The following is a 25,194-nucleotide window of genomic DNA, read 5'->3' as shown; positions in this document are numbered from 1 at the left end:
GTCGAAGGAGTCCTCATGAGCATCTCCACCCCGTACCCGGGCGTGTACGTCACCGAGGTACCGAGCGGGAACCGCACCGTGACGGGTGTGGCCACGTCGATCACGGCGTTCGTGGGCACCGCGCGGCGTGGTCCCCTCGACACCCCCGTCCGGATCGGCAGCTTCACCGACTTCGAGCGGGCCTTCGGCGGGCTGGTGCGTTCCAGCGGGCTCGGCTACGCCGTGCGCGACTTCTACCTCAACGGGGGCGGGCCGGCCTACGTGGTCCGCGTCGCGCGCCAGGGCGACGCGGACCCCACGCACGACGCCGCGGCGGCCCAGCTCGTGGTCGGCGACGTGACGCTGGAGGCCCACGGCCCGGGGGAGTGGGCGAACGACCTCGTCGGGGTCGTCACCCACCCCGCGACCGCGGACGCCGCCGACATCGGCGCGGCCCAGGGGGTGGACCCGGACGACCTGTTCACGCTCACCCTGAGCCTCGGCGAGGAGACCGAGGTGTACCGCAACGTCACCGTCGGTGACGGGCCGGCGCGACTGGCCAACCTCCTCGAGTCCTCCCGCCTCGTGAGGCAGGCGTCGGCGTCGTCGACGTCGGCACCGGGGGAGGACACCTACACGGTCGCCACCGGGGACGAGGGAACCGACGGCGCGGCCGTCGAACCCGACGACTACACGGACGACGGCCGCGGCTTCCACGCCCTCGACACGGTCGACCTGGTCAACATCGTCGTCCTGCCGCCACCGACGCCGTCGGGGTCGCTGCACGACTCGGTCTGGCCGCTCGCGGCCCAGTACGCGGCGTCCCGCAGGGCGTTCCTCGTCGTGGACCCGAAGCCGGGGCAGACGGTCGAGGGCTTCGCGGCCTGGGCCGATGGTCTCGGTGTGACGGGTGAGGTGGCCCGCAACGCCGCGGTCTACTTTCCGCGCGTGCGCCACGCCGACCCGCTGCGCGGGGGCCAGGTCGACACGTTCGCGCCGGGTGGCGCCGTCGCCGGCGTGTACGCCCGGACCGACGCGGCCCGAGGCGTGTGGAAGGCGCCCGCGGGCCTGGAGGCGGGGCTCACCGGTGTCGTCGCGCTGGAGTCGACGCTGACGAACGACCAGAACGGGCAGCTCAACCCCGCCGGCTACAACGCGCTGCGGACGTTCCGCGACGCCGGGTCGGTCGTGTGGGGGGCCCGGACCCTGCGGGGCGCCGACGTGCTGAGCGACGACTACAAGTACGTCCCGGTGCGGCGGCTGGCCCTGTTCCTCGAGGAGAGCCTCTACCGCGGGACGCAGTGGGTCGTGTTCGAGCCGAACGACGAGCCGCTGTGGTCCCAGATCCGGCTCGGTGTCGGCGCGTTCATGCAGGACCTGTTCCGGCGCGGCGCGTTCCAGGGCACCAGCGCGCGCGACGCGTTCTTCGTGCGGTGCGACGGCGAGACCACGAGCCAGTACGACATCGACCGGGGCGTGGTGAACATCCAGGTGGGGTTCGCCCCGCTGAAGCCGGCCGAGTTCGTGATCGTCTCGATCCAGCAGAAGACGGCTGCCGCGCGCTAGCGCCGCACCAACTCGTGAAGGAGTCCCGATGGCTGAGTTCTCGGTCAACGCCACCCGCTTCGACCCGTACAAGAACTTCAAGTTCCGGGTGAAGTGGGACGGCAGGTACGTGGCGGGCGTGTCCAAGGTCAGTGCGCTGAAGAAGACCACCGAGGTGGTCAAGCACCGGCACGGCGGCGACGTCTCGTCGAGCCGCAAGTCGCCCGGACGCACCGAGTACGAGCCCATCACGCTGGAACGCGGCGTGACCCACGACCCCGAGTTCGAGCAGTGGGCGAACAAGGTCTGGAACTACGGCGCGGGCCTCGGGTCGGAGGTCTCGCTGCGCGACTTCCGCAAGGACCTCATCATCGAGGTCTACAACGAGGCCGGGCAGGTGGTGCTCTCGTACAAGGTGTACCGCGCCTGGGTCTCGGAGTACCAGCCGCTGCCCGAGCTCGACGCGAACGCCAACGGCGTGGCCATCCAGACCATCAAGCTCGAGAACGAGGGCTGGGAGCGCGACGAGGCCGTCGTCGAACCCACGGAGCCGTCGTTCGCCGGGCAGTGACTAGACCATGCCGTCGGTCGCGGCGGACCGGCTGGTGTCGGCGGACCGTCCCGTGACGCGGGCCGCGACGCTCGCGCTGTGGGAGCTGCTGTCGGCCACCGCGCCGCCGGCCCGTGGCGCGGCGGTGCTGGTGGCCCGTGGGCTCGCCCCGGACCTGGGGGCGGCCTGCGACGTGCCGCTCGCGGTGGCGGCGCGCGCCGCGCTGGCCGACCTGCGGGACCGGGTCGGGCCCGTGCTGGACACCGTGCTGACGTGTCCGGCCTGCGAGGCGCTGCTCGACGTGCCCCTGCCGCTCGACGACGTGCTGGCCGACGCCGACGTCACCCCGTCCGCCGTCCGGGTCGGTGCGGTGGAGGTGCGCGGGCCGACGACCGCGGACGTGCTGGCCGCGCTCGACGCGCCGGACCCCGCGGCGACGCTGCGCCGGCGGTGCGTGTCCTGGCCCGCCGGCACGGGGCCCGACGACGACGCGGACCTGGCGGTCCGGGTGGCGGCGACGGCCGAGCGGCTGGCGGGTGCGGCCGGGGCGTCCGTGCGGCTGGGATGCCCGGAGTGCGGCGAGGACGTGCTCGCCGACGTCGACGTCGTCCGGCTGCTCACCGACCGGGTGACGGACCAGGCGCGAGCGACCCTGGCCGAGGTCGCGACGCTCTGCGGGGCGTTCGGGTGGTCGGAGCACGACGTCCTCGAGCTCTCGCCGGCACGGTTCGACGCCTACCTCGACCTGGCACGCACCCGGGTGTGACCGGCCATGACCGACGTCTTCGACCGGATCGCCGGGCGAGCAGCGGTCTCGCCCGGTCCGCCGTCCCGTGCGGGGTCCGTGCGGCTGCGCCGGCCCCTGTCGTTCGCCGACGTCGCTGTCTCGCCCGATCCGCCGCCGTCCCGGGGCGCGGAGGAGTCGCGGACGTGGCCCGCGGCCGAGGAGGGTCGGCCCGCGACCTGGCCCGCGACGCCGGAGCAGCGACCGCACGAGGACGAGCACGAGGACGAGGACGAGGGCGGCCCGGCCCCGGCGACGCGCCACGGCACACCCCCGGCGGCACGGCGGGGGCGCGGCGCCATGCCGGTGGCGGACGATCCAGACCCGCGCTCGCCCGATCCGGTCGAGGCCCCGCCCTCCGACGTCCCTGCTGCCCGGCCCGCACCGGCCCTCGTCACGCCATCCGGTGCGCCGCCGCACGACGGCGGGTCACCCCCCGTCCCGGCGCCACCCGTCGACCCGGCACCGGGCGGTCCGCCCCCGTCCGTGGGCGCGGCCGTCGCCGCCGCGAGCGCCGCGGCGGCACGTCCCGCGGTCGAGGTGCCGTCCCGACCGCCCGAGGCGCCCCGCCCGCCTGCCGGTGTTGTGCCACCGCCATCCACCCGGTCCCACGACGCGCTGCCGGCAGCCGTGCGCCGGCCGGATACGCGTTCTTCCGGTACGGGTCCCGACCAGAGCCCGACCCCGCGTCCCGCCCGCCGTCGCCGGGTCGAGACGGCCGCTCCGCCGGGGCGGCCGCTCGATCCCGAGGAGCTCCTGCGCGACCACGTGGCGCCCGCACTGGTGGCGCGAGGAACCCTGACGTCCGACGAGGCCGCCCGGCTGGTCCCGGGCACGAGCGAGCTGCCGCAGGTGCCGTCCGGCGAGGTGCACGTGCACATCGACCGCGTCGAGGTCCGCCGGCCGTCGCCCGCGCCCGCCCCCATCTCGGGCGCGGCGGAACCCCGCCCGATCGACCACGCGGACTACCTCGCCCGGCAGCGGCGGCGATGGTCATGAGCAACACCCACGCGATCGCCGCCGTCACCTCGACCGTGCGCTACCTGCTCCAGCAGGCCGTCGACGCCGAGCCCGACCCCGTCGCCGGGCGCAAGGTCACCACCCTGAGCCCCGCGCGGCTCGGTGAGCTCGGGACCGAGACGAACCCCGCCAGCGGGCTGAACGTCTTCCTCTACCAGGTCACGCCCAACCATGCGTGGAACCTCACCGACCTGCCGACCCGCAGCCGCGGGGGCGCCGTCGTGCAGCCTCCGGTCGCGGCGCTCGACCTGTCCTACCTGATCACCGCCTACGGTGACGAGGCAGCGCTGGAGCCGGAGCGCTATCTCGCCCGCGCCGAGTTGGCGCTGGCGGCCAACCCCGTGCTGACCCGCGACGTCGTGGAGGACGCCACGGCGCTCTACGGCGGCGAGACCGGCACGACGTTCCTGCAGCGCGCCGACCTCGCGGACCAGGCCGAGGCCGTCAAGCTCAGCCCGACGCCGCTCTCGCTCGAGGAGCTCTCGAAGCTGTGGGGCGTGCTCGGTACCCCCTACCTGCTCTCCCAGACCTACACCGCGACGGTCGTGGTCCTCGAGGCCGAGGCGCCCCGCCGCCGCGCGCTGCCCGTCCGTACCCGCCAGATCGACGCCCGGCCCGTCGCCCGGCCCCGGGTCGTCGCGGTCACGACGGCCGACGGCGGCCCTGCGGTCACCGGGTCCGTGCTGGTGGTCGAGGGCTCCGGGCTGGCCTCCGCCCGTGCCCACGTGGAGGTCGGCGGCGTCCGGCTCACCCCCGACCCGACCTCGACCGCCGCGCGCATGACGGTCACGCTGCCCGCCGACGTTCCCGCCGGCGTCCAGCCCCTGCGCGTGGTTCACACCCGGCCCGCCGACCCGACGACCGGCGAGCCCGAGCGCACGCTCGCACGCTCGGCCGCCGTGCCGCTGGTCGTCGTGCCCACCGTCGGAGCGGTGACGGCCGGCGCCGGTGAGGTCCACGTGCCGGTGCAGCCGCCGCTGGTCGAGGGCCAGCGCCCCGTCGTGGCGCTCGGCCGGTTGGTCGACCCGGCCGACCCGCCGGACCAGGACCAGCCGGTGGTCTCGTTCACGCTCGCTCCCGTGCCGCCCGGACCGGCGCTCACGGCGCTGGACGTGCCCGACGACGGGCTCGTGGCCGGTGACTGGCTGGTCCGGGTCACCGTCGACGGCGTGGACTCCGTGCCGACCCTGGGCACGGAAGGAACCTACGACGCCCCGGCGGTGACGATCCCGTGACCCTCGCGCCGGACGACACCGACCCGGGAGCCGCCGCGCAGGGATCGGCGCCTGACCCGCCGGACGACGACGGAGCCCGCCGGGACCTCACCGTCGCCGAGCTGGCCGTGGTGCGCGCGCACCTCACCGACACCGACCCCACCCCGGCGGGCCGTGCGCTCGCCGCGCTCCGGAGAGGCAGCCACGCGACCGCACCGCTCGACGAGATCGCCCAGGGCCTCGGCCTCTCGCCGTTCGAGCGGGCCACGTTGCTGCTCGCCTGCGGACCCGAGCTGGTCGGCGCCGTCGGCCGCGAGCTCGCCGAGCGCTTCGGGTCACCCCGCGCGACGTTCGGCACCGCGCTCGAGCTCCTGCCCGGCGCCCACTGGGACGCCGTGACCCACCGCGGTCCGCTGCGGCGCTGGCACCTGGTCCGCCTCGCCGACCCGGACAGCGTGGTGGCCGGGCCCCTCGTCCCCGACGAGCGCGTCGTGCACCACCTGGTCGGCCTCGACGTCCTCGACGAGCGCCTCGAGCTCGCCAGCAGTCCGCTGGAGGCCCCGGTGCACCTCACCGCGACGCCGGCCCGGGTCGTCGCCGACGTCGTCTCCCGGCGACGCGCCGGACCGGTGCTCCTGCGCGGGCCGCAACCGCGGAGCGCGAGGGCGCTCGCGGCCGCCGCGTGCCTCGCCGCCGGCGTGCGCCCGCGTCTGCTGGGTGCCGACGTGTTCGCCGACGCCCCGGTGCCGGCGACGGTGCGGCGGCTGGTCCGTGAGTCCGTGCTCGGACGGGTCGGGTGGGTGCTGGACGTCGACGACCTGCCGGTCGCGACGGCGCGCGTGCTGGGCCCGCTCCTCACCGGGACGACGGCGCCCGTGCTGCTCGTGTCGTCGAGCCGTCCCGACGGCGTCGCCGAGGCGCTCGGGACGAGCGTGGTGGAGGTCCCGCGGCTGGGGCCGGGGGAGCGCCGCGACCTGCTGACCGACGCCCTGGGGCGAGCCCGGGTCGGCGTCGCCCCCGCCGAGGTCGACCGAGCCGCCGGGGCGTTCGACCTCGCGCTGCCGGACCTCGGTCCCGTCGCCGAGGAGACGGCGCGGGTGGGCCTGTGGGAGGCGTGCCGGCGCCGTCCCCGGGCGGACGTCGGCACCCTGGCCCGCGTCCGGACGACGCGCGCCGGGTGGGACGAGCTCGTGCTCCCCGAGCGGCAGCTCGACCAGCTCCGGGCGCTGGCCGCGACCGTGCGGCACCGGGCGCGCGTGCTCGACGACTGGGGACTCGGGGCCCGGTCGGGGCGGGGCCGCGGCACGGCCGCACTGTTCGCCGGCGGCAGCGGCACGGGCAAGACCTTCGCCGCCGAGGTGATCGCCCACGACCTGGACCTCGACCTCGTGCACGTGGACCTGTCGCAGGTGGTGGACAAGTACCTGGGGGAGACGGAGAAGCGGCTGGCGCGGCTCTTCGACGCCGCCGAGGACGGCGGCATGGTGCTGCTGTTCGACGAGGCCGACGCGTTGTTCGGGAAGCGGTCGGAGGTCAAGGACAGCCACGACCGGTACGCGAACGTCGAGGTCGGCTACCTGCTCCAGCGGCTCGAGGCGTTCGGCGGGCTCGCCGTCCTGACGACGAACGCCCGTTCCGCCCTGGACCCGGCGTTCACGCGGCGACTGGCTGTCGTCGTCGACTTCCCCTCGCCGGACCGGGCGTCCCGCGAGCGCATGTGGGACCTGAGCCTGCCCGCAGCACTGCCCCGAGCGGACGTGTCGCTCGCGCGGCTGGCCGATGCCGACCTGACCGGCGGGGCCATCGCGGCGGCGGCGCTGCAGGCCGCCTACCTCGCTGCCGCCGACGGCGGGGTGGTGACCATGGACCACCTCGGGCAGGCGGTGCGCTGGGAGCTGGCCAAGACGGGACGGGTGGCATCACCTGTCCGCTGAGTGCCCGTTTGAGCTCCTGAGTCGCAGACCTTGCGGGCGCCCCGAATGCGAGCGGCGCCCACGGCGCGCATGACGTCTTGGACGTCCGCCGTGCGGGGCTGTAGCTGCAGCCGCCGCCGGACGCGCCCCGCGTGCGCGCTCGTCCGTGTAAACGCGGATGGCGGAGCATTCATGCCAGACCACGTATTCGGCGGGCGGGTTGTCCGCCCTTCGAACCCGGCGCGCATCACGGGCCGTGAGCCCAGAGATGTACGGCGTGTTGCCTAGGACCTAGCCGACCGCTGAAGGTTGCTCGACATGCTCCTCCCTCAGCGTCGATGCATGCGACGCCTCATAGCTGCGCTCGCGGCGGCGCGGGGGTTGTCGAGGTGCTTTTCGACCTGGAGGAGCCGGGCATGGAACTCCTCGTCCACCCGCTCGTACGCGCGGTCGCGCGACCGGACCGTCGCGGCGAACAAGGACATCCGCGACGAGAGTTGCCGGATCAACCCTGCCTCACCGAGAAGGTCCGGGACGACGTAGAACGCCAACGGCATGCGCTGGATGGCCATAAACCACACCTCCTCGAGGTCGTTGGCGATCCGCCCAAGCACATTGGCGCGCTGTTCGATCTCCCCAGCCAGTTGCGGCAGGTTCGGCCGGTACTCCGCAACTTCCTGCAAGGTGTCGATCATGCGGCTCTGGTAGGCAGAGGCTGCCGAGCGGAAGGCCTCGAGGTCCGCTGGATTGACGCCTGCCGTACCTTGCCTGACGTACTCCGCGGCTTGGTGCCACTCGTTTCCCCGCTGCTCCTCGGGAGTGATGGCAACGGCGATCGCCATCAGAATGCGCGCGCCTTGCGGTGCGGACAGACGCATCCACGCTGCCTCGTACACGCCCCGCAGCCTCCCCGCATCGACGTGACTCTTGAGGGAGCTTGGATCTGGGTGGTCGGCCAAGAAGTCGTGCTCCGCGTCGGTCACCTTGGACAACAGGTACGACTCGAGCGGGTGCGTGACTCGGAGGATTTTCTTTGCCGTGTCACTGTCGGAGGACGTCGCCCCGAATTCTAGGAGCTGCCGGCCGATCCGTGCTGCCGAGTACGCGTGAACGAGTGCTGCTCCTGACGGCGACTTGGAGAGATGCGTGCCCTTGTCGACGGAAAGCCCTGATGCGTCGATCTCCTGAAGTGTGAGCCGCTGCTTGCCACCCGATTCGAGCTTGATGCTGACGGTGCCCTTCCTCAAGGTCTCCGTCCTCGGCGGCGTTGTGGACCCGACGGTCGAGTCCGTCGACCGGGTGTTCGGCGCCTTCGGGGGTGCAGACAAGCGTTTGCTGGGGGCAGCTGCGCGACCATCGCCACCGGACGAACTCACCGAGATCGGCAGACGCCGTACGACGAACAGTGCAGGCATCTCGCCCTGGGTGGATGATCGAGAAGCCGTCTTCGGGGAGACGGTGCCGGTTCCTCGAACCTTTGCACGGGAGGGTTCGTGCGGTTCGATCACTGTCAGTCCGCGGCTTTCGGCGTATATGAGGAGTCGGGCGCGACAGGTCGGACAGATCATCTGGTCGCCCACGACCACGAGTTTCCCACCCTCGATGCGCGCCGGGGTGTCCCGGTCAAGCCCTCGCACAGCGCGCGCCTCCGCGTGATCGTCGGTTCCGCCGCCGTGAAAGATTCCAGTGCCGATGGCGACCTGGCTGCCTTCGGCGTCGAGCACCTGCACGGCCGCGACCGTCTCGTAGCCCTTGCCGAGTGGTGCCCCCTTCGGGAGTCGTCCAGTCTCGTCTACCTCAAGTGCGTGCTGGGGCAGGGCTGCTGGCTTCGAACGGTAGTCGTCGCCCTTGCCACCTGAGGTCGACTCGAACCCGCGGACGCTTTGTGCCACCTTCCAGAGCTCGTCGGGAGTGAGCGGCGCTTGTCTCGGTGCTCCGGTTGCTGGCCCGCCGTCGTCGAGCTGCGGTCCGCTCGGCGTCCTCGCCGGCACCGTTGCGGAACGGCCAGCCAGCACGTGTTGGACGGCGTCATTCGCGACCGTTTCACCAAACCGGTCGGGCGTCATCCCTGCCGGGTGGTGCCCCTGCTGCTGCACCACGTGGGCGAGCTCGTGGGCGATTAGCCGGCGCCCCTCGGTCGTGTCCGGCTCGTACTGTCCGGGCGCGAAGTAGATGTCCGAGCCGAGGGTGAACGCCTGGGCCCGGAGGTGCCGAATGTCGTCGGCCTGCGTGTCGGTGTGGACGCGCACGGATGAGAAGTCGTGTCCATACAGCCTTCCGAAGTATGTGGCTGTCCCCGAAGAAAGTCGCACCCCCTTCGAAACCGCGCCGTCGTTGGAGCGGACACGGCCGGCGTTCTCGCTGCTGGACATCTCGTGATTATGTGTGGCCCCGATCATGGCTACTGCTTCTTCGAGGACCCGAACGCCGCGGCGATCCCCGGCACCATTCCCGACCGGGCGAACGCCAGCACGTCGAACGTCACCATGACGCGGACGTCGGGGACGCCCGGTGCCTTCGGACCCCCGGGCAGGGACTGCCGGGACTCCACGAACCCGGTGTCGGTCGGGAACAACCGGGGCGCCGTGAGGAGGCCCGGGTAGGTGCCGCCCGCGATGCTGAGCCCGGGGAGCAGGCCGAGCCTGCCCGTCCCTCCGACAAGGCGCAGCGATCGCGTCGCGGGGTCGTAGTCCCATGTGAGGTCCGCGGTCAGGCTCAGCCCTTTCCAGTCGAGCTTGTCGCCACCGAGCTTGAGGACGGCGGTCAGGTCGAAGCCGGTCTTGAACGTCCACCGCGGCGACGTCGCGTCGGGCAGCGTGTAGCTGAAACTCTGCAGCGTCGCGTACGGGATGAGCCCGGCGGGCGCAGCCAGGTTGACGCCGGACAGCGCCTTGCGGCCGGCCGGATCGCGCAGCATCGCGCCGCCCGCCAGACCGACCGCGCCGGCCCCGAACGTGATCAGTCCAGCCTTCTCGCCCGTGGACAGCGAGCCCCACTCGCGCTTCGCCCGTGAGCCGACGGCATCGGTGACGGGCTCGACGAGCTCCTTCTTCACCTTCTCGTTCTTGAGCAGCTCGTTGCCGACGGTCCTGAGCCCGCCGATCAGCGCGTCCTCGTCCTTCGTCGGGGCTTCGGGCGGGGCGGTGCCGTCGTCGAGCTGGGGGCCCGACGCCGCACGCGGGGCGACGTGCGCACGCCCTCCCGCCGCGACCCGGGCCGCGGCGGCGTGGGCGGCGTGCTCGCCGCCCCGCTCCGGCGTCCTCCCCGACGGCACGCGCCCACCCTGCTGGACGACGTGCGCGAGCTCGTGCGCGATCCGGCGGCGACCGGCGGCCGTGCCCGGCGCGTACGCGCCCGGGGCGAAGTGGATGTCCTGACCCAGCGTGACCGCGCGAGCGCCCAGCCCTCGGGCCCGGTGGTCCGTGTCGTCGACGTGGACGCGGACCGCGGCGAAGTCGTGGCCCAGGCTCCGTTCCATCACCGTTCGGGTGGCGAGGGGCAGTGGGCGGCCCCCGGCAGGCTCGCCGAGCTCCCCGCGCGCCGGGTTCGCCGTCCGCACCCCTCGTGACATGCGCTCGTGGCTCATGGCCGCGGGAAGGAACGTCGGAAGTAGGCGAAGTTCGACGGCCGCAGCAGCCGCAGCGTGTCGGGCTCGGTGACGTAGAGCGCGAACGACTCGGCGTACAGCTCCTGGTAGTCGGTGTCCGAGTAGCTGGTGCCTCCGCCGCTGAGCGTGGCCGTCGTGCCCTCCGGGGTGGTCCGGCCGCTCGTGTCGCGGCGGACGCCGTCACGCCTGGCCGCGGCACGGAACGCGGGCGTGACGTCGTTCGGAGCCTCGTCGACCCCGTAGTTCCCACCCGCGGCGACGTACCGGCTGCCGGACCTGGAGCGCGTCCGCAGTAGGGCGGTCCGTGCAGCACCGGTCTGACCGGCCGTGTCGAAGGTCGTCCAGGCCCGTTCGAGGACACGCAGGTCGAGGGCGTGGCCGATCTCGTGCAGGACGTCACGCACCGCGCGCGTGTGCTGCCCGATGCGCAGGCTGCTGGACCGGAAGGCGCGGTCGTTCATCTCGACCGTGTCCGTGCTCTGGTCGTAGTGCCCGCCCTCCGTGCCCGCGGCGGTGCGCACCCGTCGGAACGAGAGGCCGGAGGCACCCGTCAGGGCGGCGGCCGGCAGCAGGGCGATCGCCTGACGGAGCGTGGTGTAGTCGGCATCGCTCCAGGTGTTGGCCAGGCGGAAGGTCGCCGTGCCGACGGCGAACGAGCTGCCGGCGGGCGCTGTCTGCTGCGTGGGCGCCGTGAGCGCCGCGCCGACCTGCTCGATGAGCATGACGCGGGAGCTGCTCGCCGATCGGCCGCTGCCCGTGGTGTGGTCGAAGTAGGTGAAGCGGTAGGTGGTGCGGGCGCCGCCGTGCGCCGTCAGGTCGAGGTCGACCGTGATGCTGGTGTTGACCGGCAGGGCGTTGGTCTGTCCCGCCACCCAGGAGGCGACGCTGCCGAGCCCGGTCTGCAGCGACACCGGGATCCCCGGGCCGAAGCTGTCGGTCGCGCCGACCGACAGGGTCGTGCCGGGCCGGCCGCTGGGCAGGAGAGTGAAGAACTCGGTGATCTGCGCGGGCGGCACGGTGACGTCCGTCGTGCCGATCGTGATCGCACGGCGTTCCGCCGCGGGAACCGCTGCCAACGAGGTGGGCCGACGCCGGATCAGTCGCTGCACGGGGCGCCCTGCGGAGGAGTGCCCCTGCTGTGCCACGTGCGTCAGCTCGTGGGCGAGCAGGTGACGGCCGGCGACCGTGTGCGGGGCGTACGCTCCGCGACCGAAGACGATCTCGCTGCCGGTGGTGTAGGCGCGGGCGTGCAGCGAGTGCGCGGACTCCGCCGCTGCCGCCCCGGTGTGCACCCGGACCTGCGAGAAGTCGCGGGCGAACGACGTCTCCATGAACGAACGCGTGACCGTGTCGAGCGGATCGCCCCCGCCGACCGCCGCTTCCACCCCGGCACCGGCCCGCTCCGGCAGCGCGGGCCCCCGTGCGCCCGGGGCGCTTCCGCTGTCGCGGGGGGAGACCGACGTCGACGGCGTGCGCCCCGCCATGACGTCGTCCGCGGCACGCGCGGCCTGCCGCTCCCCGGCGTCGTCCGGTGCGCTCACCACCGGCGCGTGGAGGTCGACGGCGGAGACGTCGTGCAGTGCGGTGCCTGTCGGCGGCGCGGACGCCGGCACGCGGGCCGGGGCGACCGGCCCGGTGGCCGCGCGCTCGGTCCGGCGTTCGACCTCGGCAGTGCCTCCCACGGACGTCACCCGTCTCCCACGGGTCTTGCGGCCCCCCGCGAGACCCGGACGCGGAGCACGTCGTCCGAGAGCAGCTCCGTGCCCAGCACGGTGTTGCGGCGCACGTCCGGTGCGTCCTCCTCGACCACGTCGAGGGTCACGCCGGCGTCGACGGCCCGGCGCTCCACGAAACCGAGGGTGCGGCCCGGGAGGTCGTCCAGGGGCAGCCGCGTGACGCCCCGTCGCTCCGACAGGCGGGTCAGCAGCCGGCCGGTCTCGGTGCCGAACCGTGTCAGGTCCAGCCGTCCGGACGAGGGGCCGACCGCTTGCGTCCCCTCGTCGCTGAACCAGAACCACGTCTCGAACCGGCCGCCGGTCACGGCGTCGGTGCTGGGCAGGACCAGCCGGGTCCGGCCCTTGTCGTCCAGGACGGTGTCGGTGTGGCCGTTGAGGTGCGTCCCGTCGTCCTCCCCGAGGACGGCCCATCCGTCGAGCTGGAACCGCAGCAGCAGCGGCACCACCGGCTCGGCCAGCTGGCCGGCCTCCTTGAGCTCGCGCAGCCGTTGGAGCACGTCGGCGAGCACGGCGCTGAGGGGACGGACGGACCACCACACGATGAGCGGCCCGTCGGCGTTGGTCTCGCCCGCGATCTCGACGGTGCGCCGCGCCCACGCCGGCGCACCGAACATCTCCGTCTCGGGCCCGGCGGGCCAGGGCAGGTCCAGCAGGAGGCGTGCCACGGGCTTGCCCTGGACGCTGGCCTGCTGCACCGGTGCGTCCAGCCCCACGGCGATCCCGGACGTCTGGGTGCCGATGTCCGCGAAGCCGTAGGTGTGGTCGTTGACCAGCTCCGTGCCGGTGAAGAACGTGACCTCCTGCACGTGGACACCGCCGACCCGTGACCCGGGCGGATCGAGCTGTGCCGTGACCCGGACCGTGGCTTCGTCGCTGTCGGGGAGGGCCAGGGACAGCACGTCGCTCGCCGGCGACCCGGGCGCCGCCGAGGAGAACGAGGGCTGCCATGCGAAGGCCGCGACGCCGGCCTTGTCCGTCGTGGCGGTCGCGGACGCCGCCGCACCCGCCGCACCCGAGAGCTTGCCCGGCACCGCACCGTCGCCGGGCACGACGAGCACGAGGGCGCCCTGGCTCGCCGTCGCCGTCACGCGGGCCCCGACGACGGGGCCGCACGGGCTGTCGACCGCCACCCGCACCGCCCGCGGCACGGTGGCCCCGGGCTCAGCCACCTCCTGGCCGTCGCCGCCGAGCAGCCGGAGCGACGGCGTCGTGGCCAGCTGGTCCAACGCCTCCTGCACGGTGCCGGTCGCACCGAATGCCGGGCACGGCGGCGTCCAGGCGACCTCCTTGGCCACGCTGAGCCGGCCGGTGACCACCACGTCCACGCCGACGGCGGCGCCGTGGTCGTCCTCGCGGTGCGCCACGAGGGTCTGCGTCGTGGGCGCACCGGTGCCGGCGAGGAGCGTCCACCAGACCTCGGCCACCCCGTCGGCGTCGGTGCGGACGGTCAGCGGCGTCGTGGCGGGCGTCGGCTCGTCCGGGTCCCGCAGCATGCCGCCGTCGGGCGCCGAGACGTGCACGGGCGCGCCGACGACGGGCAGACCGCCGTTGCGCACCACGAGACGCACGGGCTGCGCCAGCTCGGAACCGGGCAGCGCCTCCTGGCCGTCGCCGCCGACGAGGTCGATCGAGACCATCTCCGTCAGGGCGGGGAACAGGTGGCGGCAGTCGCCCACGAGCGTCCACCCGGCCGAGGTGCGGTCCAGCACCGCCAGCGCGGCGGAGTGCCGCACCGGCCCCAGCGGCGGCAGCGCGACGGAGCCCGCGCCCGACCACGGCCACTCGACGGTGCCGTGCGTGGCCACGACGCCGTAGGCCAGGCGCGAGGTGCGGGCCGGCACCAGCCAGTAGTCCCCGACGGCCGGCTCCCCGCCCGCCGGGAAGGACACCTCGATCCCCGCCTCGAGCGCCGCGTAGGTGGTCTTGACGTCGGTCGGCGGACCCTCCCAGCGTCGGACGAGCGGGGTCCCGCCGACCTCCGCGAGCGAGGCCGGGTGGGAGCCGTCGAGCCAGTCGACGTGCAGCTCGGTGTCGAACTGGTCGGTGACCTGCGCCATCCACCCGGGCAGCCCGCGCACCTGGCGCTGCGGGCTCGTGACCTCGACCCAGTCGTCCTGGCCGATCGACAGCTCGTCGTCGCGTCCGGTGCGGTCGACGGTGAGCTGCGCCAGCGTGCCGTTCAGCGGCGAGTCCTCGAGCTTGTCGAGCCCGGCGACCACGGACCCGTTCTCGCGGGACCACACCCAGCGTGCCGTGCCGCCGACCACGTCGTGGACCTCGACACGGTAGAGCTGGTTCTCCAGACGGGTGAAGCCTCCGCCGGAGGTGATCGAGCAGGGGTCGTCGGTCGCGGCGGCCTGCTGCAGTCGCACCCTCAGCTTGCGCGGGGTCCGCGCGCCGGCGCCCGCCACGTCCGAGCACACCTGGCCCGGCGCGGCGGCGTCGAGCCGCACCTGCCAGACGGTCTGCGTGCGCAGCGCGGTGTCCGGGCCGCCGAGCGCCGACTCCAGCAGCTCGGGCCGCTCGTCGGGGGTGACGAGGCGGTCGAGCACGTCGAGGCGGACGGCCCAGCGCCCGGTCCCGGGTTCGCCGGGTTCGAGGTACGGCTGGTCACCCAGGGGCACCGTCGCCGCCGACTCCACCAGCACGCCGTCGACGTAGTAGCGGCCCCCCGTCACCGCGAGGTCGCCCCACGCGGTGCCCGACGGCGCGAGGCCCGTGGAGTCGTCGACGACCGCGAACGGCCCGGGCCCTCCGTCGTGCGGGGCCGGGCCGCCGTCCGCGCCGACCACGTCCGCGGTGCGCGTCTCGTCGTGGTGAGCCGCGATCGAGGCCTGCTCGTTCCACTCGGCGTCCAGCAGCACGCGGCCCTGCTGCAGCAGCACCGAGCGGTAGCCCTTCGCGGGGTCGAACGTCCAGCGGGTGAGGTCTGCGTGCATGTCAGCTCCCGAAGATCCCGATCTGCATACCCGCCGGCACGTACGGCTCGACGAGACGGCGGGCGGCGTCCGTCCGCAGGGGACGCCGCAGGTGGTGGTGGACGCCCATCTCGGCGCCGCCCTCGCCGCCCCGGCGGATCGCCACCGGTGCGGTCGCGGAGAGGGCGGGGTAGGACGGCGAGGCAGGGTCGAGGGACGCGTAGGCGGGCCCGGGCGCACCGTCCGCGTCCGCGGACGGCACGCACCGGAACCGGCGGGGGGTGCGCGACCCCGGGCCGAGGTAGGAGAACCGCGCGCAGCCGCGCTGACGGTCCTCCACGGTCACGACGCCGTCGCAGATGCTGGAGGTGACGTCGAGCAGGCGGCACCCGACCTCTCCGCGCAGCGTCGAGCCGTCGATCCTCGTGTGCGCGCCGTCGGCCCGGACGGCGGGGCCGGCCGACCCTCCGGCCAGGACGGCCAGGCCCGGGTCGACCACGCTGTCCGCGAGCCGCAGCCCCGGCACCGTGCCGACGAGCTCGACGCCGCCGACCATGCTGCGCACGACCGTGACCTGCAGCGCCCGGTTCGCGTCGCCGGCGGTTCCCTCGACGAGCACCCGGCCCGCCACGGTGCACTGGCTCACCGTGAGGGAGGTCAGGTTCCCGGGCCGGACGCGCACGTCACCGAGCACCACCAGCCCGTCCAGCAGCAGCGCGCTGCCCTCCGCGCCGGTCACCAGGACGTCCCCGACGACGCGCGGTCGCAGACCGGTCGGCGCGTAGACGCCCGGGACGGGCGCCGCCACGTCGCCGGACAGCAGGGTGCGCGCCTCCCACGCGGCGGCCACCACGACGAGTCGCGAGTCGGCCGGCACGGCGAGGTCGACGTCGCCGACGTGGTCGGTCGGGTCGGCCACGGAGACGACGCGGGTGCCACCGGGGTGCGACGCCGCGTCCGCGGCCCAGCCGTCCGCGACGGCGGCGACGGCGTCGGCGATGGTGACGACGTCCGGCGCGGCCGGGCCGCCCGGCACGCCGGCCTGGGCGTCGACGCGGTCGCGGCGGTCCTCGACCGCGACGAACGGGTCGCCGTCGAGCGCGTCGTCGTGGGCCGCGGACCGGTCGTACGTCCCCGCACCGACGTCGGCGACGGCCCCCGCGGCGTGGTCCACGTCGAAGACGTGCACGCCGTGCACGGCGGGGTCGTACGGGTCGCCGTCGAGGTACGGCTGGATGCGCCCGGCGACCGGGTCCACCATCACCTGCCAGCCGTCGAGCGCCTGCGTCGGGTCGTCGTCCCCGGTGTCGGCGGTGTCGTCGCCCCGGCGGGCGAGGCCCTCGAGACCGCAGACGCGGAGGCGGACGGGCGGCAGGGCGTCACCGTCGTCGACCCGGACCGTCACGGGCAGGGGCCCCGGGGTGGCCGTGCCCCGCCGCGCGCCCCGCAGCAGGGCGAGGAGCCGTCGCGGGCGCAGCGGGACCGGAAGGTCTGGTTCACCGGCCAGGTGCTCGATCGTGTCCTCGGTCGCCGGCGGGAAGAACCACGGGCACGGGCGGTCGAGCGGGTGGGTGAGGAGGTCCGTGCCGACCGGGTGCGCGCGGGTCCCGGTCACCTCGTACACCTGCCACGGGAACACGAACACGCCGATGTGCGGGATGCCGTAGCGGCCTCGGCCTCCCGTCGGACCGGGGTCCACCCGGCGCACCTCCGCGGTGTGCGCGCGGGTGGTGAGAGCGCCGTGGGCGAGCCCGTCCGCCTCGAGCTCGACGCCGCCGGCGTGCCGCAGGGACGCCAGCGCCGGCCGGTCGGGACGCACGTGGTTGACGTGCGCCGTCGTGGCCAGGAGCCGGTAGAACTCGACGGCCCGTGCGGGCCAGCCGGTGACGTCGCGGACCACCTGCTCCAGCACGGCGACCGTGCCCTTGCGCTGCCGGTAGGCGACGGTGTTGGCGACGACGGCCCGACGGCTCACGCCGGCGCCGCTGCCGGTGCCGAGGTCGCCGGGCAGCGAGTCGAGCCCCACGAGGTCGGCGAGGTAGGGCACCACCCACTCGGGTGCCGTCTCCACGAACCAGGCGTCGTACAGCGCGTCGAGGTCGTCCTCGACCCGGGCGAGCTCGCCCGCGACGGCGCCGAGCAGGGCGCGGACCAGCCCGCCGGTCTCGGCGTCGCGCTCCATGACGTGGGCGGGCAGCAGCGCCGCGAGGTAGTCGGTGCGCTCGTCGCGGCGTGCGTCGTCGACGGTCATGTCCGCACCCCCACGTCGAGCAGGCCGGGCACGAGCCGCAGCGCCCGGGCGGGCCGCACCGTGCGGGTCCCCGTGTCCCAGCGGGCCGGCTCGGCGGTGAGCAGGGCGTCGTCCCCGACCGGTCCCCGGAGCACGGGCATCGTCGCCGAGAGCACCCCGTCCACGGAGGTCGCCGCGACCAGGACCGCGGACGCCGCCAGCGGCGCGCCCAGGTCGAGCCCGCCGAACGTGTCCAGGAGCGCGGCCGTCACGGCGTCGCGGACGGCGTCGCGCTCGTGCCGGGGGTCCACGTCGAGGGTGAGCTTCGCGGCCACGTCGACGACCTCGCCCGCCACGACGGTCCACGGCGTCCGGCGGTCACGGGCGTCCTCCAGCGTGGAGCGCAGGTCCGTGATCAGCGCACCCGACGCCGGACCGCCGTCGGCGGCCAGGACGGACACCACCACCCGGTCCGCCCTCCCGTCCCAGACGAGGTCCGCGCGCGCCCGTCCGACACCCGAGTACGCGCGGGCGAAGTCGGCGTGGTCGGCCACCGAGACCGCCCGGTCGAGCGTCCGGATCCGCTGCGGGGCGTTGACCCGCGCCTGCCCGAGGTCCTCCGGGCCCGCCCAGTCGCGCGCGGGGGCGAGGTTGGCGACCGTGCCGATGCCGCGGGGACGCCGGACCGGCAGCGAGACCTGACCCGTCCCGGCCGCGCCGTCGGGACCGATCCCGACGCGGTAGACGGCACGCACGTTCTCCGTGCCGGAGGGCAGCCGTGCCCCGTGGGCGCCGTCCCCGAACGTCACCGTGCCGAGTCCCTCCGCGTCCAGCCGCAGCACGTAGACCTGGTCGTGCGGACCCGCGTCGAGCAGGGACGGGACCTCGCGCCAGGCGACGTCCTCCACGAGGACGGTGAGGTCGGCCACCGCCCCGTCCGCCGCCGTCGTCGAGCGGACGTGGGTCAGCGGCCCGCGACGCAGGCGGAACCGGGGGAACGCGACGCGGCCGTCGCCGCTGCCGAGCACCTGGTGCACGGTCTCGCCGTGGGTGGCGGGGACGAGGTTGGCCCGCACCACCACGGTCCCGGCGTCGTAGGCCTGGGTCAGGGCGGGGTCGAGGACGAGCCGCTGGCCGCCGCCCGGGAGCGCCGTGGAGGCGACGACGACGGCGGTCTCCACGCCCGGGGCGCCGGTGGTGGTCCGGCCGGTGACGGCGACCAGCCGTCCCGCCGGCAGCGGCGGCGTGGTGCCCGCGACGTCCAGCACCGTCGCGGAGCTCCCGGGTGCGGCGCCGACGGAGTCGAACCGCGGCATGACGGCCGCCGACAGGGGCCGGGAGACCGCGTGGACGACGGTCTGCCGACGGTCGAAGCCCGCCAGGTTCTCGTCGATGTCGAGCCGCAGCCGGGTGATCCGCCCCGACAGGCCGAAACGCTTGTCCCCGTCGGGGGTGGCGTCCTCCACCCGGTAGGCCTCGGTGAGCCCTGGCTGCTCCAGCACCAGCCAGGACCCGGGCACGACGTCCGGGTGGTCGCCGGCGAGCTCCACGAGCCGCGGGCCCACGGAGTTCGCCGCGAGACCGGACCAGTCGTCGCCGGACGGTACCCGGGGCGGCCGGAAGTCCGCGCTGAACATCTGCGGGTCGGGCGCGTCGTGACCGAACAGGGCGAGACGGCGTGCCAGGCGGAAGACCTGCACGTCGTCCTCGGCGACGAGCGGGGTGGAGGCGCGGAAACCGATCCGGCGGTCGAGCCGGATCCTCGTCCAGCCGGGGTGGGCGGCGGGTGCCACCTCGACGGCGGTCACCCGGCGCAGGTCCCACCGCTCGGTGTCCGGGCCGTGCGGGTCTCCCGGTCCGACGCCCGCGCGCTCGGCCCCGACGACCAGCAGGCGGTCGTCCACCTGGACGCCGGGGGTCAGGGTGGGCAGCCAGACGTCGGTCACGCTCCAGCCCAGCGGCTGGGGGACCGTGGCGAGCGCGGGCACCGCGTTCCACGCGGCGACCGCCTCGAGCTCGGCCGAGGTCTCGAAGACCTGCGGCAGGGCGTCCGGGGCCGGGATCGTCCGCACCGGAGAGCCCGCCGGGACGTGCACCGTGGCCGGTGCCCCCGGCGCCTCCTCGACGTCGAGCGCGAGCTCGGTCCGGGCGGCGACGCCGGGCCGCGTCTCGTAGCCGATGGTGCGGGCCAGCTCGCGCACCGAGAGCCCCTCGGTGGCGGTGCGCAGGAACCCTTCCTGCGCGATGCGCTCGGTGTAGAACGACACGACGTCGGTGACGACGGCCCACGCGTCCAGGAGCACGGCCGCCGGGTCGTCCGCGCCCGGTGCGGGCAGGGTCCGGCGCATCCGTCGCAGGGCCGCGCCGTGCGGGGCGACACGCCAGCGCAGGGCGCTGAGCCCCGGCGCGTTGGTGACCGGCTCCTCGTCCCCGCAGCAGCAGCCCGGGCCCTGGCAGTCGCACGTCATGACCCACCTCCCAGGTGGACCACGACGCGCCCGGCCTCCGGCTCGTTGACGTCGCTGTCGCAGCGCAGGAGCTCGCGGGGCTGCATCACGATCACGCCGGCGGCCAGGTCGGCGGCCGCCTGCGCCCGGGTGGCACCGGCACGGGTGAACCGGTCCGGCTCGACCCACGCCACCCCGTCGACCGCCGTGGCGGTGGCGACGACGTCCGACAGCCGCAGGGGGTCGCCGAAGGTGAAGCGGTCGGGGTGGAAGAAACCGCGCCGTCCGTCGGTCCCCACCCCCGACGAGAACACCTCGCGCAGCCGCTGCTCGACGTCCTCGCGCGGATAGCCGGGCCGGACGCAGCCGGTGAGCACGAGGTCGAGCGGCACGTGCACCGGTCGCTCGAGCTCGACGTCCACGCCCGCCGTCCGGCGCACCTCGAGCTCGGCCGTCACCGCCGCGCGCAGGGACTCGTCGTCGGCGCCCGCCAGGGGGTCGAGCGTGACCTCCTGGGCGTACCACGAACCGGTCCACCGGCGTCGCGAGACCGCCCGCTGCGTGCCGGGGTCGAGCTCGGCGACCACGGCGTAGTCGCGCGAGGTGACCGCCCGGCGCTGGGTCCGGAAGGCCGCCGGCGCGAGCTGGCGCACCTGCTCGAGCGACTCCGGGGCCGCCCCGCCCGAGGACGGCAGCGGGTTCCACACCACGGGCGGGGGACCGGTGAGCACCGCGTCGGGGCGCGCCGCGGGCAGCACCCTGACCAGGCGCCCGGCGCCGACCCGCCCCTCCGGGCCGCCCCCGATCCGGTAGGTGGCGCGCAGCTCGCTGCCGGGCGTCGGACGGCGACCGTTCAGCCCGTCGCCGAACCGCAGCCGGGAGACGCCACCGGGCTCCGGCTCGACCACGACGTGCGCCGCGAGCCGCCCGCTGCCCACCAGGTCCGGCCGGGGGATCCACTCGCGGCGCCCGTCCCACAGCGACATCGCCGCGCCCGCACGGGTCGGGTCGGGGGAGAGCAGGGCGCTCGCGGAGGCGGCCTCGGGCAGCCGCGGGTCCACCGGGGCGAGCCCCGGTCTGCGCAGGCGCGGGCGGTACGCGCGGGACGCCGGCACGGACGGGGGGACGAGCGGCTCGCCCACGACCGTCGCGCCGTGGTCCGCCACGACGACGTTCGCGAGCGCGACCGCCCGCACGGCGGCGGGATCCCCGGCGCGGACCTGGAGCGGGCCGCGCAGCGCGTCGTCCCGGGACCAGACGAGCTGCCACACCGCGACGCCGTGGAGCTCGTCCTCGAACCGTTCGGCGTCGCGCACGAGCCGCACCGCGTAACGCCGGTCCGGCGGCCCGGCGCCGGGCGTCCCGTCGGCGGGCTGCTCGGCCAGCACCAGGAGGTCACCGCGCCGCAGCCGGGGATCCTCGGTGAGGCCGGTCGCCACGAACGCCGCGGTGGTCCCGGCCGGCAGGCGGTGGTCGGATCCGCCCCACGCGTACAGCGGCAGCGCGTCGCGGACGGCCCGCACGGTGAGGCGCGTCATCGTCTCGTACACGGTGGCGCCCTGGTCCGCCGCGTCGAGCGGCGACCCGGCCTCGACGCGGCCCGGCAGGTCCGTGACGGGAGTGCCGGCAGGGACCTCGACGACGTCCTGGCCGGAGGGGGTGGTGAAGGCCAGCAGGGCACGTGCCGAGCATCCCTCGTGCACCGTGTAGCCGAGGAGGCGGGCGTGCCGTCGCACGGAGGTGCGGCGCCGTGCCGTGCCGAGGTACGCCTCGACGGCGACGGCGTCCTGCCAGGCGGCCAGGCGGTCGCCGACAGCGGCGAACAGCTCGACCAGCATGACGGCGGGGTCCGCGGGCCCGTCGTCCGTCCACCCCGGCAGCAGGGTCGCGACGCGGTCCAGCAGCCGCGTGCGCAGGCCCTCGTAGTCACGGGCGAGGTAGTCCCCGGGCAGCAGGTCCTCGTCCGTCGGTGCGCCGGGGGTCCCGGGCGCGCAGTCGAGGTCCGTGGGGCAGTCCACGGTGAAGGTGAACGGCGCGGTGGCCAGCGCGACGTCGAACCCCGGGGGAGGGGCGGAGCCCGCGGCGTCGGCGGAGTCCACGAGCCGCAGCGTGTACGTCGACCAGTCGCCCGGGGACGAGGTGCGCACGACGAACGCGCGCGCACGGGCCTCCGTGTCGGGTTGGCCGGCCGGGTCCCGGAGCGCCCGGTCGACGAGCTCGCGGTCACCGGCGCCGACGTGCGGCAGCGCCGGGTCCGGAAGAGGCACGGTCGGGTCGAGGACCCGTTCGGCCGGGTAGGCCCACTCGACGGCGACCGGGTTGAGGGCCGGGTCGGAACGCACCCCGCCGAGCACCTCGACGCGGTCGGCGCTCCAGTCGGCGGGGACGGGGCCGTTGACCAGGTGCACCAGCAGGGTGCGCTGCTGGGGGGCCGACGGCACGTACCCGGCCGACCCCCGGTGGTTGGAGAGCACCTCGACGAAGTCGACGCCGTCGAGGCCCGGCACCCCGCGCACCTGCGCACGGCGCGACTCCTGGTCGACCGCGGCGAGGAACCCCCCGGCGCTCACGGGGCGCCTCCCGAGACGGTGACGGTGCGGCGCTCCTCGGGTGCCGTGGCGGACAGCGGGAGGTACTCCACGACCACCTCGAGCCGCGAGTCGACGGACGTCACCCGGACCTCCTCGACCTGCAGGAGATCACCGAGCCAACGCTGGAGGGCGCCGTGCACCAGGGCCTGGGTGGAGTGGGCGAGTGCGTCGTCGGTCGGGGCGAACACCAGTCGGCCGACGCCGCTGCCGAAGTCCGGCCGGTTGACGCGTTCGCCCGGCGCCGTGAACAGCACCTGCTCGACGAGCCCGCGGACGTACTCGGCGTCGTCGGCCATGGCCGTGCGGCCCCGGCCGTCGAGCCGCAGCGGGAACGCGAGGTGCCTGGGGGCCCACGCGCGGCGGGGCAAGTCGTCGGTCACGTCGCACGCACCCGCGGCTGGGTCTGGCGCACGATCAGGGGTGTGCCCGTGGGCACGCACTGCCCGGGCGCATGCTGGAGGGCGAGCGGCTGCCCGGTCGACGTCACGCGGACGCTCCCCGTGGTGAACGTCCCCGTCACGCACGGGCCGTTGCCGGCGCTGGGCGGAGGGAACGTGCAGCCGGCCACCGTCCAGGGCGAGGACAGGAGCACGGCCGGGGTCCCACCGAGGCGCACCCGTGCCGCCGGCACGACGGCCGTGGCCGCGCCCTGGTGCGCGCACGCGACGGAGGAGGCGGTGGTGAGGAGGAACCCGGGCATCAGGTCACCTCCAGCGCACCGTCGTTGATCGACACGGAAGCGGCGGTGAGCGCGATCTTGCTGGCCCCGACGGAGATCTCGACCCCCGACGCGGTGGCCTCCACGGCGATCGGGACCGCGACCGCCGGCGGGTCGACGCTGATCCGCACGCCCCCGGCCCCCGGCACGTCGCTGACCTCGACGGTCACCGCCTCGGTCCGCAGCACCTTGAGCTGGGGGACCGCCGGGCTCGCCGGCACCTCCCCGAGGCCCCAGAAGCAGCCGGCGAGGATCGGCTGGTCGGGGTCGCCCGCCTCGAACTCGACCCACACGCGCGCCCCGCGGGGCGGGACGAGGAAGAGCCCGACCTGGTCTCCGGCGTACGGCGTGCAGGGCATCGCCCAGCTCAGCGTGCCCTCGCCGAGGACCGCCGGCACCGAGACCTGGACGCGTCCGAGCTGCATCGGGTCGAGGTCGTTCTCGACCGTGCCGCGGTACTTGCCGTAGAACCGGCGGGGCTCGCCGGACGGTTCGCTCATCGCACCCTCACCACCGGCACCGTCGAGCCGAGCCCGTCGCGGGTCAGCGAGAAGTCGGCCGTCCATGCGCCCGGCCGCACCTGGTGCACGACCCGGCGCACGTACCAGAGCCCGTCGTGCGACCAGCCGGCGCCGCGCAGCCCGACGAGGGCACGCGGCCGCAGCACGTCTCCGTACACCGCCCCGTCGAGCGTGCCGTCGCACGTCACGGCGTCGGCGGCGCGATCGGTGGTCGCCTGCGCGCGGGCGAAGGCCGTCACGGCGCCCACGCCGGAGTCGCGGAACTGGCGGACGCGCACGTCGCCGGCGTGGGTCGCCCAGGTCGGCATGGCCGTCTGCGGGACGCGCAGCGGCGCCACGGTCCGCACGGGGAGGGTGACGCCGGTGCGCCGGTCCATGACCCGCCCCTCCTGGACCTCGGGCGTCAGGGCGTCCTCCCGGAAGCGGAGCGCGCCGATGACGTTGGTCGCGGGCCCGCAGTCGACCGCGAGCGCCGGTTGCGGCAGTCCCTCGCGGACCGGCGGGCCCCAGTACAGGGTCGAGAGACCGGGGAACGGGCCCGGCACCATGCAGCACACGTACCCGTGGCGCCGGGCGAGGAGCTGCAGGTGGGACCAGTCGGTGCCCTGCTGCGTGGGGGTGCGCTCGATCGGCAGCGGCGGGTCGAGGTCGGCCGGCGGGACGACGAGCGGGGCGACGCCGTGCACCGCGTACCCGGCGGCGATCGCCAGGGCCTGGAGGGAGTCCTCGAGGGCGACGTGCTCGGCCGAGCGCTCCCGGCGGTCCAGCAGCACCGACAGGTCGTGACCCGTGACCCGCAGCTCCGCGGCCGACGCGGTGCTCCCTGGCGTGAGCTCGGTCTCGGTGACGATGCCGTCGGCGAGGACGTGCGGGACGACGCCGGTGGTCAGCACCACGACCACGCGCGAGCCGGGACGCAGCGGCGACGTCGGCCCCAGGACGGGGGTGTCGAGGGCGCCGAGGGGGCCGGAGCGCCCGGCGTCGAGGACGACGGTGAAGGCGGACCGGTCGTGGTCGGACTCGGTGACCGTCACCGACACCACCCGCGCGGTCAGGTCCGGCGGCAGGGGCACCGGCACGGTGGCGCCGGCGAGGAGGGTGACGTGGCAGCCGAGGTCGCCGGTCATCGCGCCGTCCCCGGGAGCGGCACGACGATGCGGGTGCCCGCGGCCTCGGCGTCGACCAGGGAGTCCGGGTCGAGCGCGGTGTTGGCGTCGCAGAGCCGCCAGAAGCCGAGCGGGTCGCCGGTGAGCCGGGCGCTGAGCAGGTCGAGGCGGTCCCCGGGGACGACCGTGTGCCGGGCCGGCGACGGCGGTGCCTCGGGAGGGAAACGTCGCCGCAGGTAGCGCACCTGTCGACGGCTCCCGTCGTCGGCGACGACCTCCAGGGTCGTGGTGGGCACGTCGGCGTACCGGGACATC

Annotated in this window: 18 protein-coding genes; 6 read left to right on the top strand and 12 right to left on the bottom strand. The window is 75.1% G+C overall.

Annotated features, from left to right (window positions below; translation table 11 throughout):
- Positions 1–15 precede the first annotated feature (15 nt).
- The 6 genes from Q6350_RS14765 to Q6350_RS14740 are packed head-to-tail and all read left to right on the top strand — an operon-like array spanning position 16 to position 7,026.
- Positions 16–1,545: a phage tail sheath subtilisin-like domain-containing protein gene (locus Q6350_RS14765; protein ID WP_305066587.1), complete on the top strand. Its 1,530-nt coding sequence runs from the start codon at positions 16–18 to the stop codon at positions 1,543–1,545.
- Between the two features lie 28 nt (positions 1,546–1,573).
- Positions 1,574–2,095, top strand: a complete 522-nt coding sequence (locus Q6350_RS14760) for a phage tail protein (RefSeq protein ID WP_304603974.1) — start codon at positions 1,574–1,576, stop codon at positions 2,093–2,095.
- 7 nt (positions 2,096–2,102) lie between these two features.
- Positions 2,103–2,840 (top strand): hypothetical protein, encoded by a 738-nt coding sequence (locus tag Q6350_RS14755; RefSeq protein WP_304603973.1) that lies wholly within the window; start codon positions 2,103–2,105, stop codon positions 2,838–2,840.
- 6 nt (positions 2,841–2,846) lie between these two features.
- Positions 2,847–3,857 (top strand): hypothetical protein, encoded by a 1,011-nt coding sequence (locus Q6350_RS14750; protein WP_304603972.1) that lies wholly within the window; start codon positions 2,847–2,849, stop codon positions 3,855–3,857.
- Positions 3,854–5,113, top strand: a complete 1,260-nt coding sequence (locus Q6350_RS14745) for a DUF4255 domain-containing protein (protein WP_305066586.1) — start codon at positions 3,854–3,856, stop codon at positions 5,111–5,113. The genes Q6350_RS14750 and Q6350_RS14745 overlap by 4 nt, the downstream gene beginning before the upstream one ends.
- Positions 5,110–7,026, top strand: a complete 1,917-nt coding sequence (locus tag Q6350_RS14740) for an ATP-binding protein (RefSeq protein ID WP_305066585.1) — start codon at positions 5,110–5,112, stop codon at positions 7,024–7,026. Before Q6350_RS14745 ends, Q6350_RS14740 begins: the two co-directional genes overlap by 4 nt.
- A gap of 308 nt (positions 7,027–7,334) precedes the next feature.
- Here Q6350_RS14740 and Q6350_RS14735 read toward each other — a convergent pair whose 3' ends face one another.
- From Q6350_RS14735 to Q6350_RS14680, 12 genes are read right to left on the bottom strand one after another with little or no spacing between them, the layout of a single operon-like run.
- A complete protein-coding gene (locus Q6350_RS14735) occupies positions 7,335–9,377 on the bottom strand; it encodes a DUF4157 domain-containing protein (RefSeq protein ID WP_305066584.1) in 2,043 nt (680 codons plus the stop codon).
- 29 nt (positions 9,378–9,406) lie between these two features.
- Complete coding sequence (locus tag Q6350_RS14730; RefSeq protein WP_305066630.1) at positions 9,407–10,576, bottom strand: DUF4157 domain-containing protein; 1,170 nt, start codon at positions 10,574–10,576, stop codon at positions 9,407–9,409.
- 11 nt (positions 10,577–10,587) lie between these two features.
- Positions 10,588–12,294, bottom strand: a complete 1,707-nt coding sequence (locus tag Q6350_RS14725; RefSeq protein ID WP_305066583.1) for a DUF4157 domain-containing protein — start codon at positions 12,292–12,294, stop codon at positions 10,588–10,590.
- 5 nt (positions 12,295–12,299) lie between these two features.
- Positions 12,300–15,287: a DUF6519 domain-containing protein gene (locus tag Q6350_RS14720; RefSeq protein ID WP_305066582.1), complete on the bottom strand. Its 2,988-nt coding sequence runs from the start codon at positions 15,285–15,287 to the stop codon at positions 12,300–12,302.
- Between the two features lies 1 nt (position 15,288).
- Positions 15,289–17,517, bottom strand: coding sequence for a phage tail protein (locus Q6350_RS14715; RefSeq protein ID WP_305066581.1), 2,229 nt, complete (start codon positions 17,515–17,517; stop codon positions 15,289–15,291).
- Entirely contained in the window at positions 17,514–19,964 is a 2,451-nt protein-coding gene (locus Q6350_RS14710) for a baseplate J/gp47 family protein (RefSeq protein WP_304603964.1), read from the bottom strand. Before Q6350_RS14710 ends, Q6350_RS14715 begins: the two co-directional genes overlap by 4 nt.
- Positions 19,961–22,513, bottom strand: a complete 2,553-nt coding sequence (locus Q6350_RS14705) for a hypothetical protein (RefSeq protein ID WP_305066580.1) — start codon at positions 22,511–22,513, stop codon at positions 19,961–19,963. Before Q6350_RS14705 ends, Q6350_RS14710 begins: the two co-directional genes overlap by 4 nt.
- On the bottom strand, positions 22,510–22,914 hold the full coding sequence (locus Q6350_RS14700; RefSeq protein ID WP_305066579.1) for a GPW/gp25 family protein: 405 nt from the start codon (positions 22,912–22,914) through the stop codon (positions 22,510–22,512). The genes Q6350_RS14705 and Q6350_RS14700 overlap by 4 nt, the downstream gene beginning before the upstream one ends.
- Positions 22,911–23,234, bottom strand: coding sequence for a hypothetical protein (locus tag Q6350_RS14695; protein ID WP_304607714.1), 324 nt, complete (start codon positions 23,232–23,234; stop codon positions 22,911–22,913). Before Q6350_RS14695 ends, Q6350_RS14700 begins: the two co-directional genes overlap by 4 nt.
- Positions 23,234–23,752, bottom strand: a complete 519-nt coding sequence (locus tag Q6350_RS14690; RefSeq protein WP_304603960.1) for a phage baseplate assembly protein V — start codon at positions 23,750–23,752, stop codon at positions 23,234–23,236. Before Q6350_RS14690 ends, Q6350_RS14695 begins: the two co-directional genes overlap by 1 nt.
- A complete protein-coding gene (locus Q6350_RS14685) occupies positions 23,749–24,900 on the bottom strand; it encodes a hypothetical protein (protein WP_304607713.1) in 1,152 nt (383 codons plus the stop codon). The genes Q6350_RS14690 and Q6350_RS14685 overlap by 4 nt, the downstream gene beginning before the upstream one ends.
- On the bottom strand, positions 24,897–25,193 hold the full coding sequence (locus Q6350_RS14680) for a hypothetical protein (RefSeq protein WP_304603958.1): 297 nt from the start codon (positions 25,191–25,193) through the stop codon (positions 24,897–24,899). The genes Q6350_RS14685 and Q6350_RS14680 overlap by 4 nt, the downstream gene beginning before the upstream one ends.
- Position 25,194 lies beyond the last annotated feature (1 nt).

The organism is Isoptericola sp. b515 (assembly GCF_030588125.1).
Lineage (GTDB): Bacteria > Actinomycetota > Actinomycetes > Actinomycetales > Cellulomonadaceae > Isoptericola > Isoptericola sediminis.
The sequence above is the reverse complement of the archived record's forward strand: the minus strand, read 5'-3'. Positions and strand labels throughout refer to the sequence as shown.